Raw genomic sequence first — 14282 nt, 5'->3', positions numbered from 1 at the left:
CTTTTGTAGAATATGATCTCCGCGTTAAGGTGGCGGCACATTGCCGTCCGTTTCGACGTGACCACTTCGCTTTTAGCAGGATCGTGCCACATGTACCGTTATGATATTCATGACCAAACCTTGGTTGACGAGCGCGTTGCTCAGTTTCGTGACCAAATGGAACGCTACCAGGCTGGGCGTTTGGGAGAAGAAGAGTTTCGCCCACTGAGGCTGCAAAACGGCCTATATATCCAAAAGCATGCGCCCATGCTGCGCATCGCCATTCCTTACGGCATGCTGGCAGGCAACCAACTGCGTGCGCTGGCGGACATCACCCGACGCTATGACCGGGGCTATGGCCACTTCACGACTCGGCAAAACCTGCAGCTAAACTGGCCAGCGCTGGAAGACGTGCCCGATATTTTAGGTGAACTCGCCAACGTACAAATGCATGCCATTCAGACCAGCGGTAATTGTATTCGTAATACGACGAGCGATCAGTTTGCTGGCATCGCGGGCGATGAGGTTGAAGACCCACGCCCTTGGTGTGAGTTAATCCGCCAGTGGTCGACGCTGCACCCTGAATTCGCCTACCTGCCCCGCAAATTTAAAATAGCGGTAAGCGGCGCTGCGCAAGACCGTGCCGCTATTCAGGTTCACGATATTGGCCTGCGCCTATGGCATAACGCCGATGGAGAGCTGCGCATTAAAGTGTTAGCAGGCGGTGGCCTTGGCCGCACCCCAATGATTGCCGACGTGGTGCGCGAGGATCTCCCCTGGCAGCACCTGTTAACGTACCTTGAAGCCTGTGTGCGTGTTTACAACCAGTTTGGTCGCCGCGATAACAAGTTCAAGGCACGCATTAAGATTCTGGTTAAAGCGCTAGGCATTGAAGAGTTCCGCCGCCGCGTTGATGAAGAGTGGGCCCACCTTAAAGATGGCCCTCAGACGCTAAATCAGGCAGCGGTTGATGCCGCCAAACGTCATTTCCCTGAACCAGAGCGCCGCCCGGTCGCCGAGAGCGCTGTCGCAGACTTTGAAAAGCTGCGTAGTGAGAATCGCAGCCTCGCCCGCTTTGTGACCAATAACGTCACTGACCACAAAGTACCTGGCTATAAAGCGGTAACGCTTTCCCTGAAGCGTCGTGAACATGCCCCCGGTGATGTGACTGCCGACCAAATGGACGCCGTGGCCGACTTGGCAGATCGTTATAGCTTTGGCGAAGTGCGAGTAACCCATGAGCAGAATTTGGTACTCTCAGATGTACCAGTAGATGAGTTGGAAGCGCTTTGGAAAGAGCTTGATGCTCTGGGCATGGCTAATCCAACGGTGGGTACGCTTAACGACATTATCTGCTGCCCTGGCGGCGACTACTGTGGTTTGGCGAACGCGGTCTCCATTCCAATTGCGCAAGCGCTACAAGAACGCTTCGAGGATTTGGATTTCCTTTACGACCTAGGCCCGCTGGATCTTAATATTTCTGGCTGCATGAACGCCTGCGGCCACCACCATGTCGGGCATATCGGCATTTTGGGGGTCGATAAAAAAGGCGAAGAGTATTACCAAATCTCGATTGGTGGTAACTCAACTGACGATGCGTCACTGGGCAAAATTCTCGGCCCTTCTTTCTTCCGTGAAGACGTGCCCAGCGTGGTCGAGAAGGTCTTGGACGTTTATGTCGCTGAGCGTTATGAAGACGAGCGATTCTTGGACACGTACCGCCGCATTGGCTTGAAACCGTTTAAGGAGCGCGTTTATGCCCAGTAACAGTAATACTCAGAATGACGCAACAGCGTTTGCGCCGGTGCATGTTGACCACCTGATTGCTGATGGTGAACTCGCCCCTGAGAACGCCTGGTGTGTCTCTTACGACGATGAAGCCCTCCCTGAGCAGCGTCCGGCGTTTGTACCCTTAGCGCTATGGCAGGCAAATCAAGATGATATAGAGCTAGCGCCGTTGCTTGCCAGCAACACTGAGTTAACCGCTGAACTTGTTCAGCAATTCAGCACCACTGATACTGTTGCGGTTGATTTCCCAGCATTTACTGATGGCCGCGGTTATACCATCGCACGTTTGCTGCGTGAGCGTTATGGCTATACCGGTGAGATTCGCGCGGTAGGCGATGTACTCGTCGATCAGTTGGACTACATGCGCCGCTGCGGCTTTACCGCCATGGCTTTACGTGACGACCAGCACCCTGATGATGCTATGCGTGCGCTCAATGCGTTCAGCGTGCGCTACCAAACCGATGTAGAAGAGCGTCAGGCACTGTTTGAGCGCCGCTTAACCGCTGGCGAATAAGAAACCGCTATTCAAAAAAAACCGACAAAGGCATTTTGCCTTTGTCGGCTTCCCATCACCCTCGCCGTTTTTGCTGGCGTTCACGGTTATTGGCCTTGGCACGGTCACTTTTGCGTAGCATGACCCAGGTGGCGCCAAGCCCACCTTCCGAAGGCTGGGCAGAGACATAGGCCTGAACTTCCTCAAACTGGCATAACCATTTAGCTAGGTAAGAGCGCAGTACGTTAGCGGGGCTATCTAATTCGCGGCCTCTTCCGTGCACAATCAGCACAGAGCGAAGATCGTGTGCATAGGCGTCTTGAACAAAAGGAAAAAGCATCCTCCGGCACTCAGCCAGAGGGCGTCTCAATAGATGTAGCTGCGCCTGTACGCTGTAGCCTCCGTGCTTTAGTTTATCGACCACGCCTTGCTGTATCCCCTCCCGGCGATACTCAATGGGGTCACATGGCGGCAGAAGATCCACAAAGTCGTCCGATAAAAAATTGCGCTCATCCAGTTGCTCTTCAGCACTTTCACGCCGGGCTAGCTGAGCCTCAGAGGGACGCTGTCGCTGGAAGCCCGTATCTGCTCTATTCCGCTTGGGAAGAGGCTTCACATCACCAATAAACGCACGGAAGTCCGTTTCATCACGAAGTGGCTGGTTCATAGCAGGCTCCTCCGGTAGGGTCGAATGCCTAAAGCATCTCCTGTTTATCCTAGCAAACCCGTAGGAATTGCTTAAGACTTGTGTTCACTTAGTTGGCGAGCCAAACTTTATTTTTAGCGTACCCAATAGGAAAAAGCATGCCTTTGGTTAAACAGTTGTTGATAGTAAGTTTGGTATTGGTAATAGGCATTGCCGGCTGGTTATGGTTAACCATGCTTAGCCCATGGTTTTATGATCGCCCTGACCATGTGGCTGATATTGAACAACGCTCACATCAGGTGTTTGTCTACGGCACGCTACGCTACGCGCCTGTTCGTTGGGTGGTGATGCGCGCATCGGGAAACCCACGGCAAGCGGTTCTTGAAGGCTTCGAGCGCAATAATTTGGATTTAGTCCCTAATAAAAATGAACGGGTAGAAGGCTTGCTACTTGAGGTTACACCAGCGCAGCTGGCCCGTTTAGACCGCTATGAGCGTTTGGGCATACGCTATGAACGCATAAAACAAACCTTAGCCGATGGATCAACTGCCTGGGTGTATGTCCGGCTGCCAACCCTTAGCCAATTATTTTCGAACTCTCCTGACTATCAGGTAGCTCTGGTACCATAGAGGGATACGCAGCGCCCTCTATGACTCGCTGCCCTTCTCACACTTAGGAAATGTTATGAGTGATTCCACACCATTTGTGCTGATTCTTTACTATTCACGCTCTGGAGCCACCGCAGATATGGCGCGCCAGATAGCTGCAGGTGTTGAGAGCATATCAGGCATAGAGGCACGGCTACGCACGGTGCCGCCTGTTTCCACCACCTGTGAAGCCGTGGACCCAGAGATTCCTGAAGAAGGTGCGGTATATGCGGAGCTGGATGATCTGCGCCACTGCAGCGGATTGGCGTTAGGCAGCCCCACGCGCTTTGGCAATATGGCAGCGCCCCTTAAGTACTTTTTGGATAACACCAGCAGCCTCTGGATGAACGGCGCTCTAATTGACAAACCCGCCAGCGCCTTCACATCATCATCCAGTTTGCATGGTGGCCAAGAGAGTACGCTTCTGACCATGCTGGTACCTTTACTCCATCATGGCATGGTCTACGCAGGTGTTCCCTACAGCGAGACTGCATTGATTAATACCCAGACAGGCGGCACACCCTACGGTGCAAGCCATGTGGCAGGCGTGCGCAGCGATAGACCAGTGGATGAGCACGAACGAACGCTGTGCGTTGCTCAAGGAAAACGGCTTGCGCGACTGGCATTAGCACTAAATCAAATGCGCGGAGGAAGTGCCCCATGAGGCAGTGGCTAGAGGAGCTTGAAACACGTCATGGGCTCGCTAAATTGACTCATCAGTCGCGACAACTTGTGCTTATCAGCTTTGTTGTCCTATTACTGCTGGTGATTTACCGAGGTTTTTTTATCCAAGAAGATACGTTTAATTGGCGCCCGGTGGTGGCTTTCGTGCTGCCACTGGTGCTGTTTTTACCCTCAATTATTGGACAACGGGCGCGGGGGCATGCATGGCTTGCGTTTGTGAGCCTGCTCTATTTTACACAGGGGGTAATGCTGGCCACCCTGCCAGGACAAGGGCTTCGTGGTGTGTTAGAAGCACTCGTTTCACTCGCCCTTTTTACCGGCTGCATGGCTTATGCACGCTTTCGCAGCCGTCAGCAGCGCCTAGAGAAGTAGGCTGTTATGGTCTTGGCCTTGACGCTTGCGCTGCTACCAAGGCCATCGCCCCCCCTTCCACATGCCTTGCTCCCGTGTCTACTACCCCTTGTCTTTCAAGACCCTACTAATAGAACCACAGCCAACCAGTGACACCTACCGCAATCAGCAGCGCTGCCCCCGCTTGTACCCGACGAACGCGAATTCTTGCCGACACTAAGTCAACGGGTGGCTGCTGGAAGCGTTTAGCTCCTGTCACCATCGCCGATACCAAGCCCTCTCCAAGCAGTTTATGGGCAACCAATGCCGCCACATGCAAACCAATTAACATGAGTAAAAAGTCGCTGTTGAGAGCATGCAAACTCGTAATCTCTCGACTAATATCACGGCCTACAAGGCTATAAAGCGGCCCCTGAAAGAAAATATCGTCGCTTAAAAAAAGACCGCTCACTGACTGAAAAGCTAATGATAACAGCAACACAATCACCATCCAGCCACCCAGCGGGTTATGACTGGCATAAGGGGAAGCGCGGCGGATCAGAAGGGCTTTCGCATAAGCAGCCGTCTTACTAGGAGGGTATAAAAAAGTACTAAAACGCGCATAAAAACTGCCCACAAAGCCCCAAATAACACGAAAGACCAGCAAGCCTATAATGATGTAACCTGCTTGCGCATGTACTTCGATGGGGAATAAAAAAGGAGCCCCATCTGTTTTGGTGGTGTAGTACGAAAAAGCGACTGCCACTAGCAGTCCCCAATGAAATAAGCGTACTAGCCCATCCCATACCAATACGCGCTGTGTATTACGGAGCATTTAGAGTCCTCTATTGTCATGCTGAGAGAGTTTCTCATTAATCCGCAGCGGCTCCTAGAACAAAACATCTGATGCACCGCTTTCTGATCAATACTTGAGCTTTAACGGCAGACCAGCGAACATGGAAAGCAAAGTTCAACTTTACCGCAAGGGAGCACCATTCAATGACGCGTAACATAGCCGATATTAGGCGTGATTATGAAGGCGGCCGCCTAGATGAGGCACAAGCCCCCGACAACCCATTCGTACTATTCGACGAATGGTTCAGCCTCGCCCTAGAAAACGAGGGGAAAGACGGCAACGCCATGACCCTTTCAACGGTGGATAGCCAAGGGCGTCCCCATGCACGAGTAGTGTTACTGAAAGGTTTTGATGAACGCGGCATGGTCTTCTTTACCAACTATCATAGCCATAAAGGCAGCGAATTAAGCAATGTGCCTTTCGCAGCCTTGACGTTTTGGTGGCCATCGTTATCACGCCAGGTACGTATTGAAGGGCCGGTCGAACAAGTGGCAGCAGACGAGTCCGATGAGTACTTCTCCAGCCGACCACGGGGCAGCCAATTAGGTGCTTGGATTGCCACCCAAAGTGTGGTGATACCTGATCGCAACTGGATCGTAGAGCGCCAAAAACGCTTTGAACAAGCGTACGATGGACAAGACATTCCTCGACCCATTCATTGGGGCGGGTATCGAGTTACACCTGAAATGATTGAATTCTGGCAGGGACAACCCAGCCGCCTTCATGACCGACTGCGTTTCGAGCGGCGTGACGGTGGCGCGTGGAGTCGTTTCCGCCTCGCCCCCTAGCAACTAACACAGATAGCTCTTAACCAGGCCTACATGTTTACTGTAGGCCTGAGGCTATTAGTCAGGCTGGCTCTCCAATCGGTGCAACTGCCACTCACTCTCAGGTTCGTTTAAGCGCAACACGGCATCAACCACCTGCTCTTCCATATTGTATCGACACTTGAAGCCCAAGTGCTTCATCAAAGCCCGCATCGGATGGTTATCAACCATTATCTTCCCAATCATCTCAAGGGTGCCAATGCTGGTGCAATAGTCGATCATTTTCTTCATCAAAAGGCTACCAATCCCCAGCCCCTGCAAGTCATCGCGAATAATCACCGAGAATTCTGTACGAATATTATCCGGATCATTCCACACTCGCACGACACCTAACATCTCTTTGCTACCGTCATCATGCTGATGCTCGGCAATAAAGGCCATTTGTCGATCGTAGTTAATATGCGAAAGGATCGATAAATCTCGCTGGGTCAGGTTAGATTTATGATGAAAATAGCGAAAGCGAATGCTCTCTTCCGACAGCTGTCGATGGAACGTTGTGATCAATGGCGCATCTTCCGCTCGAATTGGCCTAACCTCTACCTGCCAACCATTTTTCAGCGTTACCCACTCACGAAGTTCTTCTGGGTAAGGCATGATGGCAAAACGAGCGGGCGGTCCAAGATCCATGGCAAAATCTACGGCCAGCATACCATCACGGTTTAACAGCAAGGGGTTAAGCTCCAGGCCGCGTAAATCACCTAAATCAGACGCCATTTGTGACAGTTTCACCAGCAGCTGGCATAAGTGCTGAATGTCCCGTTCAGGGTCAGCCGAGTGCTCACGAATTAATGAGGCAGCATGGGTTCTACCCACCACATCGGCAGCCAAGCTCATATTAAGCGGAGGCAAGGCTATTTGACGGTCTGCCAAAACATTGACTTTGTAACCGCCTATACCGAAGACGATAAGCGGCCCAAAAACGGGATCACGGGTAATACCCGCGCAGATCTGCATCGAGTGTTTACCCCGCTGCATCGGCTGCAAACAGTATTCACGAATAGCGTACTCAGGAAATTTTTCGCGCACCTTGTCGCCTAGCTGACGCACGCCCTCCGCTACTTGCTCAGGGGTTTCTAAATCCTGCATTAAGCCGGCAGATATTTTGTGAGGGTGCTTGCGGTAGCGATAAGGTCGACAGTTACCTTCGTGGATGACTTTTAGTGCTTTGGGCCCCGGAAAGTTGTCTGATAATGCCAAAGCATCATCTGGGCTGGATAGGTAAACGCTAGGGGCCGCAGGTATGCCATATGCTTCCAGCACCTGCGCTGTTTCAGAATGAGTAAGCGTTTGTCTACCCTGCTCTTTGGCTTGAGTAATGAGGGCGCGACACTCCGCACGAATGGCCGGGCTGGTAGAGAATGGTAAGCTAGGAGGTATTTCTTGAAGAAGCGCCTGCACTCGCTGGTAATCCACCATATGCATAAACGCCTTAACCGCTTTTTCTGGCGATGTGTAGGTGGGGATACCTGCCACGTTACATTCGTGGCGGGCATTTAAAGCCTCTTTTAGCCCCATCCAACTAGTTAACAGATTACGTTTAAAAGACTTGCGGTTATCAATCAATGCGTTAGCAGTAACAACCGAAGGCGCTAAACGAGTAGGTGCATGTACCACTAATACGGCATCGACATTAGCATCGTTGGTAACGATGCTCAGCGCCTCAACAAAGCGCTCAGGTGTCGCGTTACCGCCTAAATCCACAGGATTTTCGCCAGGCTTACTCATATCTACGTGGCTTTTATGCAGTGCCGCCTGCGTTTCCTCCGTGAATTCAGCCAGCTTTCCACCCGCGCTAATCAGCTTATCAATAGCGAGCATGGCGGGGCCTAACCCATTAGATACGACTGCCAACCGATCACCGCGCAGCGGTTTCATTCGTGATAGGGTCTCAAGAGCATCTAACAGTTCATCTGAGTCGTTTACCCTCACCACGCCTGCACGGGCAAAAGCGGCGTCAAACACCACGTCACGATTGGCAATGCCCGGGGTCGGCGCCATGCCTGAAATATCTGATTGGGGAGTACGACCACTTTTAATGGCCAGCACAAGCCGGTTACGTGAGGCATCGCGCACTGAGGTCATAAAATGCTGGGCATCAGTGACACGCTCAAGGTGTAAGAGAATTGCCTGAGCAGGCGAAAACTGATTAACGTAGTCGATCAAGTCCGGCAACAGAACATCGACACTGTCTCCGACCGTTATTAAATGAGAAAACCCTACGTCTCGCCCCGCTGCCCAGTCAATCATGGCATTGGCTAGCATACCCGACTGCCCCAAGTAAGCTACTCTGCCGGCTTTTACAGGCTGGCTTGCATAAGATGCGTTGAGCTTTTTGCCAGGCACAATTAGCCCCATACACTCAGGCCCCAGCACCCGTATTCCAGACTCTCTAGCTGCTTGCAGCATCCGCTGACGAATAGAGCCTTTATTGCCTTTCTCACGATCTAAGTAGGCACCACCAGAAAGCACAAGTGCTGCTTTAACGCCGAAATGGCCGAGTTTTTTGATTAAATTCGCAACACCTTCTATTGGCGAGCAAATAACGGCTAAGTCAGGAACTTCAGGTAACTCACTGACGTTACGTACACAATCAGCGCCAAAGACAGAGTTGTAACCTTTCAGGTTGACTGCCCAAATTTTTCCTTTAAAACCACTTTCTTGAAGGTTATTGAGCACCAAACCGCCCAGTGAAGCTGGTTTCTCAGAGGCACCAAACACCGCTATCGTTCGAGGTTCAAAAAAATGATGTAAGAAGCGTGTGCTCACAGACATGTCTCCCTGGGGTGGATAAGCACTGTGTACGACTTATTGAGACTGTCGCGCAAGCACCCGTGGCGATTATGGTAGTTACAATATTAACGGAGCGCTTGCATGATTACTGCCTACCTTACCCATCCTGACTGTTCATTGCACCATATGGGTCCTGAACATCCTGAAAGCCCATTGCGGCTGGAAGCCATACGGGCACGTTTATCTCTTGCTGGCCTACTTCAGCAAACCATGCAGGCTGATGCACTGGGTGCTAGCGAAGAGGCACTCGCAAGAGTGCACCCCTTAAGGCATTTACGGGCGTTAGAAAAGTGCGTGCCATCTGAGGGTATTATCACCCTGGACAGTGACACCATGATGAACCCTGACAGTTTACACGCGGCGCGTGTGGCTGCTGGCGCGGTGGTGCGCGGCGTGGATCAAGTCTTTAAACGCCAAGCTGATAACGTTTTTTGTGCTGTCCGCCCTCCTGGACACCATGCAGAAGCGTCTGATGCGATGGGCTTCTGTTTTTATAATAACGTAGCAGTAGGTGCTGCTCATGCGCGCGCTAAGTATGGCGCTAAACGCATTGCCATTCTTGATTTTGATGTTCACCAATGCAATGGCACCATTGATATCTTTAAGAACGATCCGGAAGTATTGATTTGTACCAGCTTTCAGTATCCGTTTTACCCGTGGCGCTACCTGCGCAGCGAATGGCAGAATGTGATCAATACCCCCCTCGAAGTAGGCACCGATAGTGTCGAATTTAGGCGTGTGGTTGAACGGCGCTGGCTACCTGCGCTGCATGCTTTCAAACCAGACTTGGTAATGCTGTCGGCAGGGTTTGATGCCCATAGAGACGATCCTATGGGTGATGTTTGCCTTGAGGACGAAGATTTTTACTGGGTAACTCACTTAGCCATGGAAATTGCCGCTCTTTATGCGGAAAACCGTGTGGTGTCTGTTCTGGAAGGCGGGTACAACCTTAAAACGCTTGCGAGTGGCGTTGAAGCGCATTTAAAAGCACTGCTGGGTTTACCTTTCAGCACTGCGCCCTAACACTGCATTACCCGATTCATAAGAGCAGCCCCTGTCAGCGTAGTGCAAATAGTATGTGGTACTATGCGGCTTTATTGACGTCTTCCCAACGTGACTTTTATGACCGCGACTTCTGAAGAGCATGCAGCGCTGCGCATTGCATCCGGGCGAAAACCCTTTGTTGAACCCTTGCGTCTTGGAGAGCGGCTCAAGCAAATTCGCCTTGCTAATCAATGGACACTAGAAGATGTAAGCCAGCGCACAGGGCTGGCTCGCTCAACGCTCTCGAAAATCGAGAACGATCAGGTCTCGCCCACTTTTAGCGTGGTTCAAAAGCTCATTACAGGCTTGAACATTGACCTACCCCAATTGTTTACACCACCAAAGCGTGAGCGTTACACCATGGGGCGCAGAGACCTCACGCGTAAAGGTAAAGGCCAACTGCACCCTACTCCTACATACGAACATGAACTCCTAGGACACCAGCTGGCTCAAAAGCGCATGATCCCGTTTAAAACCATCGTGCGTGCGCGCAATTTTGAAGAGTATCAGCAATGGGTACGTCACGACGGGGAAGAGTTTCTGATGGTTTTACACGGCGATATTATCCTCTACACCGAATTTTACGCGCCCTTGGTATTGGCCGAAGGTGACAGCATCTATTTTGATAGCGATATGGGGCATGCGCTGGTGTCTACTAGCACCGATGATGCGATAGTGCTATCGGTATGCACCCACGGGGATATTGTTTAACAATATTTAGAACTTCTTGGGCTGCACCACACCCATTTTTCTCTTATAAGCAGTTAGTTGGCTTAGGTAAGCCAGCCAAGCGCGCAATGCGTTTAGCTGGACTCCCGGGAAACAACATCATCAGATAAACCGAGCGCCCTTTTTCATCGCCTAGCGCCTGCTGTACTGCTTTTACGAGTGGACGCATAGCCGGTGCCATTTCATACCGCGCATAGAAATCACGCACAACACTGATAATCTCCCAATGCTCGACGCTTAACTCAACATCCTCAGCATTGGCTAATAAACGTGCTACCTGCTCATCCCACTGCTCATGATCAACAAGATATCCCTCTGGGTCGATTTTGATTTTTTTTTCCGCATCAATATAACGGTATAAAGATTGATCTACCATATTAGTACCACGTGACAATTTGTTCATTCTGCTCAGTCAGTACAATAAACTCATCCATTTCAACCATGGGCAACCCGTTTGTGACTGCTACCTGATGAAGCCCACGGGCAGATAAGTCTTCTGCTAACAAAAAAATAGATGAGACTCCTGAATGCCACCCGTCCCAATTAGGGTACAAAGCTGCCTGCACGGCTTCTTCAATCAATAGCAGCACGTCATATCCACTAGCAGCCTGCAACATTTGCTGGGCCGTATCGCTGTGAGGTGCTTTATTTAGGATATGTAACATTTTCGCCGTCTTCTTAAAAATTTAAAATATGAGAATACCGATTGAATAAACTTGGCAGCTCTTCTGACGGCAGCAACGTCACCTTCTCAACCAACATGCTAGCGTTAATATTCAAGGTTTTAAGGGATTCAACAGGTATAAACAGTTGATTAATATCGTACATCTCCAGCATATCAATCGTCGGTAGCGTGGCTTTTTGCCCAGGTGCCCCTACCGTTTGATCTTTTAAGAGCGCAAAAACCCCTTGCCCCATAAAAAGCAAACTCACCTGCTGGCCAAAGGCAGCAGCTACTAATGCTGTATCCAGGCCTTCACGAAGTGAATTAGAGCTATGCGGGGCATGACGAATAACGATTAGCCGCTCATTTGGTGCCGTCATGCGCTTCCCCTATGCAAAGGTAATAAATCGATCACATCGCTGCTGCAATGCCAGCAACTGCCCTAACCCCGTTAGTTCAAATGGCGCTTCCAGATTATGGTTTAGCAGGCCATGGCGTTGCGCTTCTGCCGTACTCATCACTCCACGTCGAAGAGCTGCCGCAATACACACATCTAACGCTACGTTATGATCACGATGTAGTGCTATCCATGCTTCACGCATATTGAGCTCGTCCTGGGGAGGTGACATTAGCTGCGAGGCATTGTGCACGCCGTCCTGGTAGAAAAAAACACCCGCAATACGATGGCCTTTGCTAAGGACTGCACGGGCAAAGCGCAGCGCTGAATGCGGCGCTGCGCTGGTATAAGGCGCCCCCATGACTAACAAACCGTACTCCATCGCGACCTCATCTGGTTGTCACACAAAAAAGACCCTACCAGGTAGGGCCTATAAAAAGATTATTACTGGCAGTTCGAGGCTGCCGTGACGGTCAGTCGTTGCTCATAATACCAAGAATAGCAAGCAGGCTGACGAACAGATTGTAGATAGATACATACAGCGTGACGGTTGCGAGAATATAGTTAGTCTCACCGGCGCGGTGCACGATCTCACTGGTTTGGTAAAGAATCGCCGCTGAAGCAAACAATACGAAACCAGCGGAAACCATTAGCGAGAGGGCGGGAATATTGAAAATTAAGCCTGCCACCATTGCCAAGATGAGGACGATAGCGCCCGCCATCAGGAAGTTGCCTAAGAAGCTAAAGTCTTTCTTAGTGGTGAGTGCTACCGCAGAAAGGCCAATAAACGTCAGACCGGTCATTGCCAGCGCGTTCATAATCAAAGCACCGCCATTAGGCAGGGTTAAGTAAGCTGAGATAATTGGCCCAAGGGTAAACCCCATAAAGCCTGTGAACGCGAACGTTGACAATAAACCAGCGGCCGAATTAGCCGTTTTGTGCACCAAAAACATCAGACCGTAGGCACCGATGAAGAACACAAAAATGTTCATTCGCTCAATACCCATCGCAACTGAAGCGCCAGCCATCACTGCCGAAAAAAGCAACGTCATGGCAAGCAAGGCGTAAGTGCTACGTAGCACCTTGTTTGCTTGAGCACCGCTAACCGCACTGCCCGTTTGCGATCTTGCCGCGTGAGAATCGTTAAAAGCCATCGTTCTTGCTCCCTAATGATAATGCTAACAACGGACAAGAATGCCGTTACCAAGTTCCAGACGCAAGTATTTGTCTTCCACGCTACCTTGCTTAATACGGCCACTCCTTAATAGACATTGACGATACTTACCTTTCATCGACCAGTTAGACACGATAAATGCGCCAAAAAATCCCTACTTTCGTTTGCTTTCTTGGCTTTTCTATTCCGGCCTAACCTGCCTAGAATTTGCCTCTGCTGAGAAAGGTATTGCCTATGAAGTAGGTGGGGAAGCTTTCGAGGGCTGCTTTGTTTTAGCAGGTGACGAGGCCAAAGGCAGCATTTTAATCTGGGATAGCCTAGAGAATTACAAGCGCCAGCAATGCCGTATGCCGGTAATCGAGAGAAACGACCAGCATACCGACGAACGTTCATGGGAAACATTTATCCAGTGGCTGAGGTACTGACCGATTCTTGAGCTTGTTTTAACAGTGGACGAGAACCACTGTCACGCAACGCGTCTAAATCTCTCAACCACCGTTACAATTTATTCACATTAACTCTGCTCAGTTTCTTCCTCTATATCATCTTCCCTGAGGGGGGTAGCTGCAGGTGTCACCGCTTGTCGAGCATCTTGAGCATTGTACAAACGAGCATCAAGCATGTTCAAAACCGCCAACTGCGCAAATAGTACTGCAAAGCAGAGCACAAGACCTTTCAACATGGCGATTTTCCTTAGTGGGCTAACAAAATCTACGCATAGGCGGATAATAGCCCAACCCGCACAGAAATCAACGACCAAATGAAAAGCGTTTGTTCTTGGCCCGTAGCCCCTAACTTAGCCAGCTTCTCTCTTTACTCCACCTGACACTACACCAGTAAAAACGGAAGTCGGTGGATATTATTTTTTCACCGTAACTTTTTGTAAATCCTCAACGCTTATCTCATCAGGCAAGTCTGTTTCATCGGCGGGTATCCACACTGGAGACACGTCGCTATCTTCTCGGCCATCATCAAAGACATGCCCTGGTATACGATAAACAACTCGCTCCTCGTGGTCATCCCATGCATAAATACGATCCATTTCACCCTCCCCAACCTTTAATGACCATGTTCATCATTAATGACCTTAAATTAATCAAGGTCAATAAATACCACTAAGAGTGTTCCGCCCTGCTCCCTACTTTGATTAAAACGCTCTTGTAACTGCTCTTCCAGCCACCCTCTATTTGCCAAATTGGTAAGGGCATCTGTACAGCTGCGTACTCCTAGATCG

General features: G+C 50.5%; 18 protein-coding genes. 8 read left to right on the top strand and 10 right to left on the bottom strand.

Translation table 11 applies throughout. The annotated features are described in order from the left end of the window. The first annotated feature begins 90 nt into the window (after positions 1–90). Positions 91–1746, top strand: a complete 1656-nt coding sequence (locus P8S54_RS02040; RefSeq protein ID WP_009095142.1) for a nitrite/sulfite reductase — start codon at positions 91–93, stop codon at positions 1744–1746. Beyond that, entirely contained in the window at positions 1736–2281 is a 546-nt protein-coding gene (locus P8S54_RS02035; RefSeq protein WP_281443016.1) for a DUF934 domain-containing protein, read from the top strand. Before P8S54_RS02040 ends, P8S54_RS02035 begins: the two co-directional genes overlap by 11 nt. A 55-nt stretch (positions 2282–2336) precedes the next feature. On the opposite strand, the gene smrA is transcribed toward P8S54_RS02035, so the two are convergent. Beyond that, positions 2337–2927, bottom strand: a complete 591-nt coding sequence (gene smrA, locus P8S54_RS02030; RefSeq protein ID WP_281443015.1) for a DNA endonuclease SmrA — start codon at positions 2925–2927, stop codon at positions 2337–2339. 137 nt (positions 2928–3064) lie between these two features. On the opposite strand from smrA, the gene P8S54_RS02025 reads away from it, so the two are divergent. The 3 genes from P8S54_RS02025 to P8S54_RS02015 are packed head-to-tail and all read left to right on the top strand — an operon-like array spanning position 3065 to position 4609. Next, entirely contained in the window at positions 3065–3535 is a 471-nt protein-coding gene (locus P8S54_RS02025) for a gamma-glutamylcyclotransferase family protein (protein ID WP_281443014.1), read from the top strand. A 55-nt stretch (positions 3536–3590) separates the two neighbouring features. Further along, positions 3591–4217 carry an NAD(P)H:quinone oxidoreductase gene (wrbA, locus tag P8S54_RS02020; RefSeq protein ID WP_281443013.1) on the top strand — a complete coding sequence of 209 codons (627 nt, stop codon included), beginning with the start codon at positions 3591–3593 and terminating at the stop codon, positions 4215–4217. After that, the gene (locus tag P8S54_RS02015) at positions 4214–4609 is read left to right on the top strand and encodes a DUF2069 domain-containing protein (RefSeq protein WP_009095151.1); all 396 of its coding nucleotides are present in this window, start codon (positions 4214–4216) and stop codon (positions 4607–4609) included. The genes wrbA and P8S54_RS02015 overlap by 4 nt, the downstream gene beginning before the upstream one ends. A 106-nt stretch (positions 4610–4715) precedes the next feature. On the opposite strand, the gene P8S54_RS02010 is transcribed toward P8S54_RS02015, so the two are convergent. Continuing rightward, a complete protein-coding gene (locus P8S54_RS02010; protein WP_281443012.1) occupies positions 4716–5402 on the bottom strand; it encodes a cytochrome b/b6 domain-containing protein in 687 nt (228 codons plus the stop codon). 164 nt (positions 5403–5566) lie between these two features. Between P8S54_RS02010 and pdxH the strand changes: the two genes are divergently transcribed. Further along, a complete protein-coding gene (pdxH, locus tag P8S54_RS02005; RefSeq protein ID WP_009095154.1) occupies positions 5567–6211 on the top strand; it encodes a pyridoxamine 5'-phosphate oxidase in 645 nt (214 codons plus the stop codon). 57 nt (positions 6212–6268) lie between these two features. Here the strand turns inward: pdxH and P8S54_RS02000 are convergent, their stop codons facing one another. Further along, positions 6269–9016 (bottom strand): bifunctional acetate--CoA ligase family protein/GNAT family N-acetyltransferase, encoded by a 2748-nt coding sequence (locus P8S54_RS02000; RefSeq protein WP_281443011.1) that lies wholly within the window; start codon positions 9014–9016, stop codon positions 6269–6271. A 105-nt stretch (positions 9017–9121) separates the two neighbouring features. Between P8S54_RS02000 and P8S54_RS01995 the strand changes: the two genes are divergently transcribed. Next, positions 9122–10063, top strand: coding sequence for a histone deacetylase family protein (locus tag P8S54_RS01995; protein ID WP_009095156.1), 942 nt, complete (start codon positions 9122–9124; stop codon positions 10061–10063). A gap of 99 nt (positions 10064–10162) precedes the next feature. Further along, positions 10163–10795 carry an XRE family transcriptional regulator gene (locus tag P8S54_RS01990; protein ID WP_281443010.1) on the top strand — a complete coding sequence of 211 codons (633 nt, stop codon included), beginning with the start codon at positions 10163–10165 and terminating at the stop codon, positions 10793–10795. A 43-nt stretch (positions 10796–10838) separates the two neighbouring features. Here P8S54_RS01990 and P8S54_RS01985 read toward each other — a convergent pair whose 3' ends face one another. From P8S54_RS01985 to P8S54_RS01955, 7 genes are all read right to left on the bottom strand, one after another. Then, positions 10839–11189 carry a TusE/DsrC/DsvC family sulfur relay protein gene (locus tag P8S54_RS01985; RefSeq protein ID WP_281443009.1) on the bottom strand — a complete coding sequence of 117 codons (351 nt, stop codon included), beginning with the start codon at positions 11187–11189 and terminating at the stop codon, positions 10839–10841. Position 11190: 1 nt separating this feature from the next. Next, positions 11191–11478, bottom strand: coding sequence for a sulfurtransferase complex subunit TusB (tusB, locus tag P8S54_RS01980; protein ID WP_281443008.1), 288 nt, complete (start codon positions 11476–11478; stop codon positions 11191–11193). 13 nt (positions 11479–11491) lie between these two features. Next, entirely contained in the window at positions 11492–11857 is a 366-nt protein-coding gene (tusC, locus tag P8S54_RS01975) for a sulfurtransferase complex subunit TusC (protein ID WP_009095161.1), read from the bottom strand. 9 nt (positions 11858–11866) lie between these two features. Next, positions 11867–12256: a sulfurtransferase complex subunit TusD gene (gene tusD / locus P8S54_RS01970; protein WP_281443007.1), complete on the bottom strand. Its 390-nt coding sequence runs from the start codon at positions 12254–12256 to the stop codon at positions 11867–11869. Positions 12257–12347: 91 nt separating this feature from the next. Further along, positions 12348–13028, bottom strand: coding sequence for a Bax inhibitor-1/YccA family protein (locus P8S54_RS01965; RefSeq protein WP_281443006.1), 681 nt, complete (start codon positions 13026–13028; stop codon positions 12348–12350). A 534-nt stretch (positions 13029–13562) separates the two neighbouring features. Next, positions 13563–13730, bottom strand: a complete 168-nt coding sequence (locus P8S54_RS01960) for a hypothetical protein (RefSeq protein ID WP_281443005.1) — start codon at positions 13728–13730, stop codon at positions 13563–13565. Positions 13731–13907: 177 nt separating this feature from the next. Then, positions 13908–14090 (bottom strand): hypothetical protein, encoded by a 183-nt coding sequence (locus P8S54_RS01955; protein WP_281443004.1) that lies wholly within the window; start codon positions 14088–14090, stop codon positions 13908–13910. Positions 14091–14282 lie beyond the last annotated feature (192 nt).

This window comes from Halomonas sp. M1 (genome assembly GCF_029581375.1).
Lineage (GTDB): Bacteria > Pseudomonadota > Gammaproteobacteria > Pseudomonadales > Halomonadaceae > Vreelandella.
This window is presented reverse-complemented; position numbering and strand designations above follow the sequence as displayed.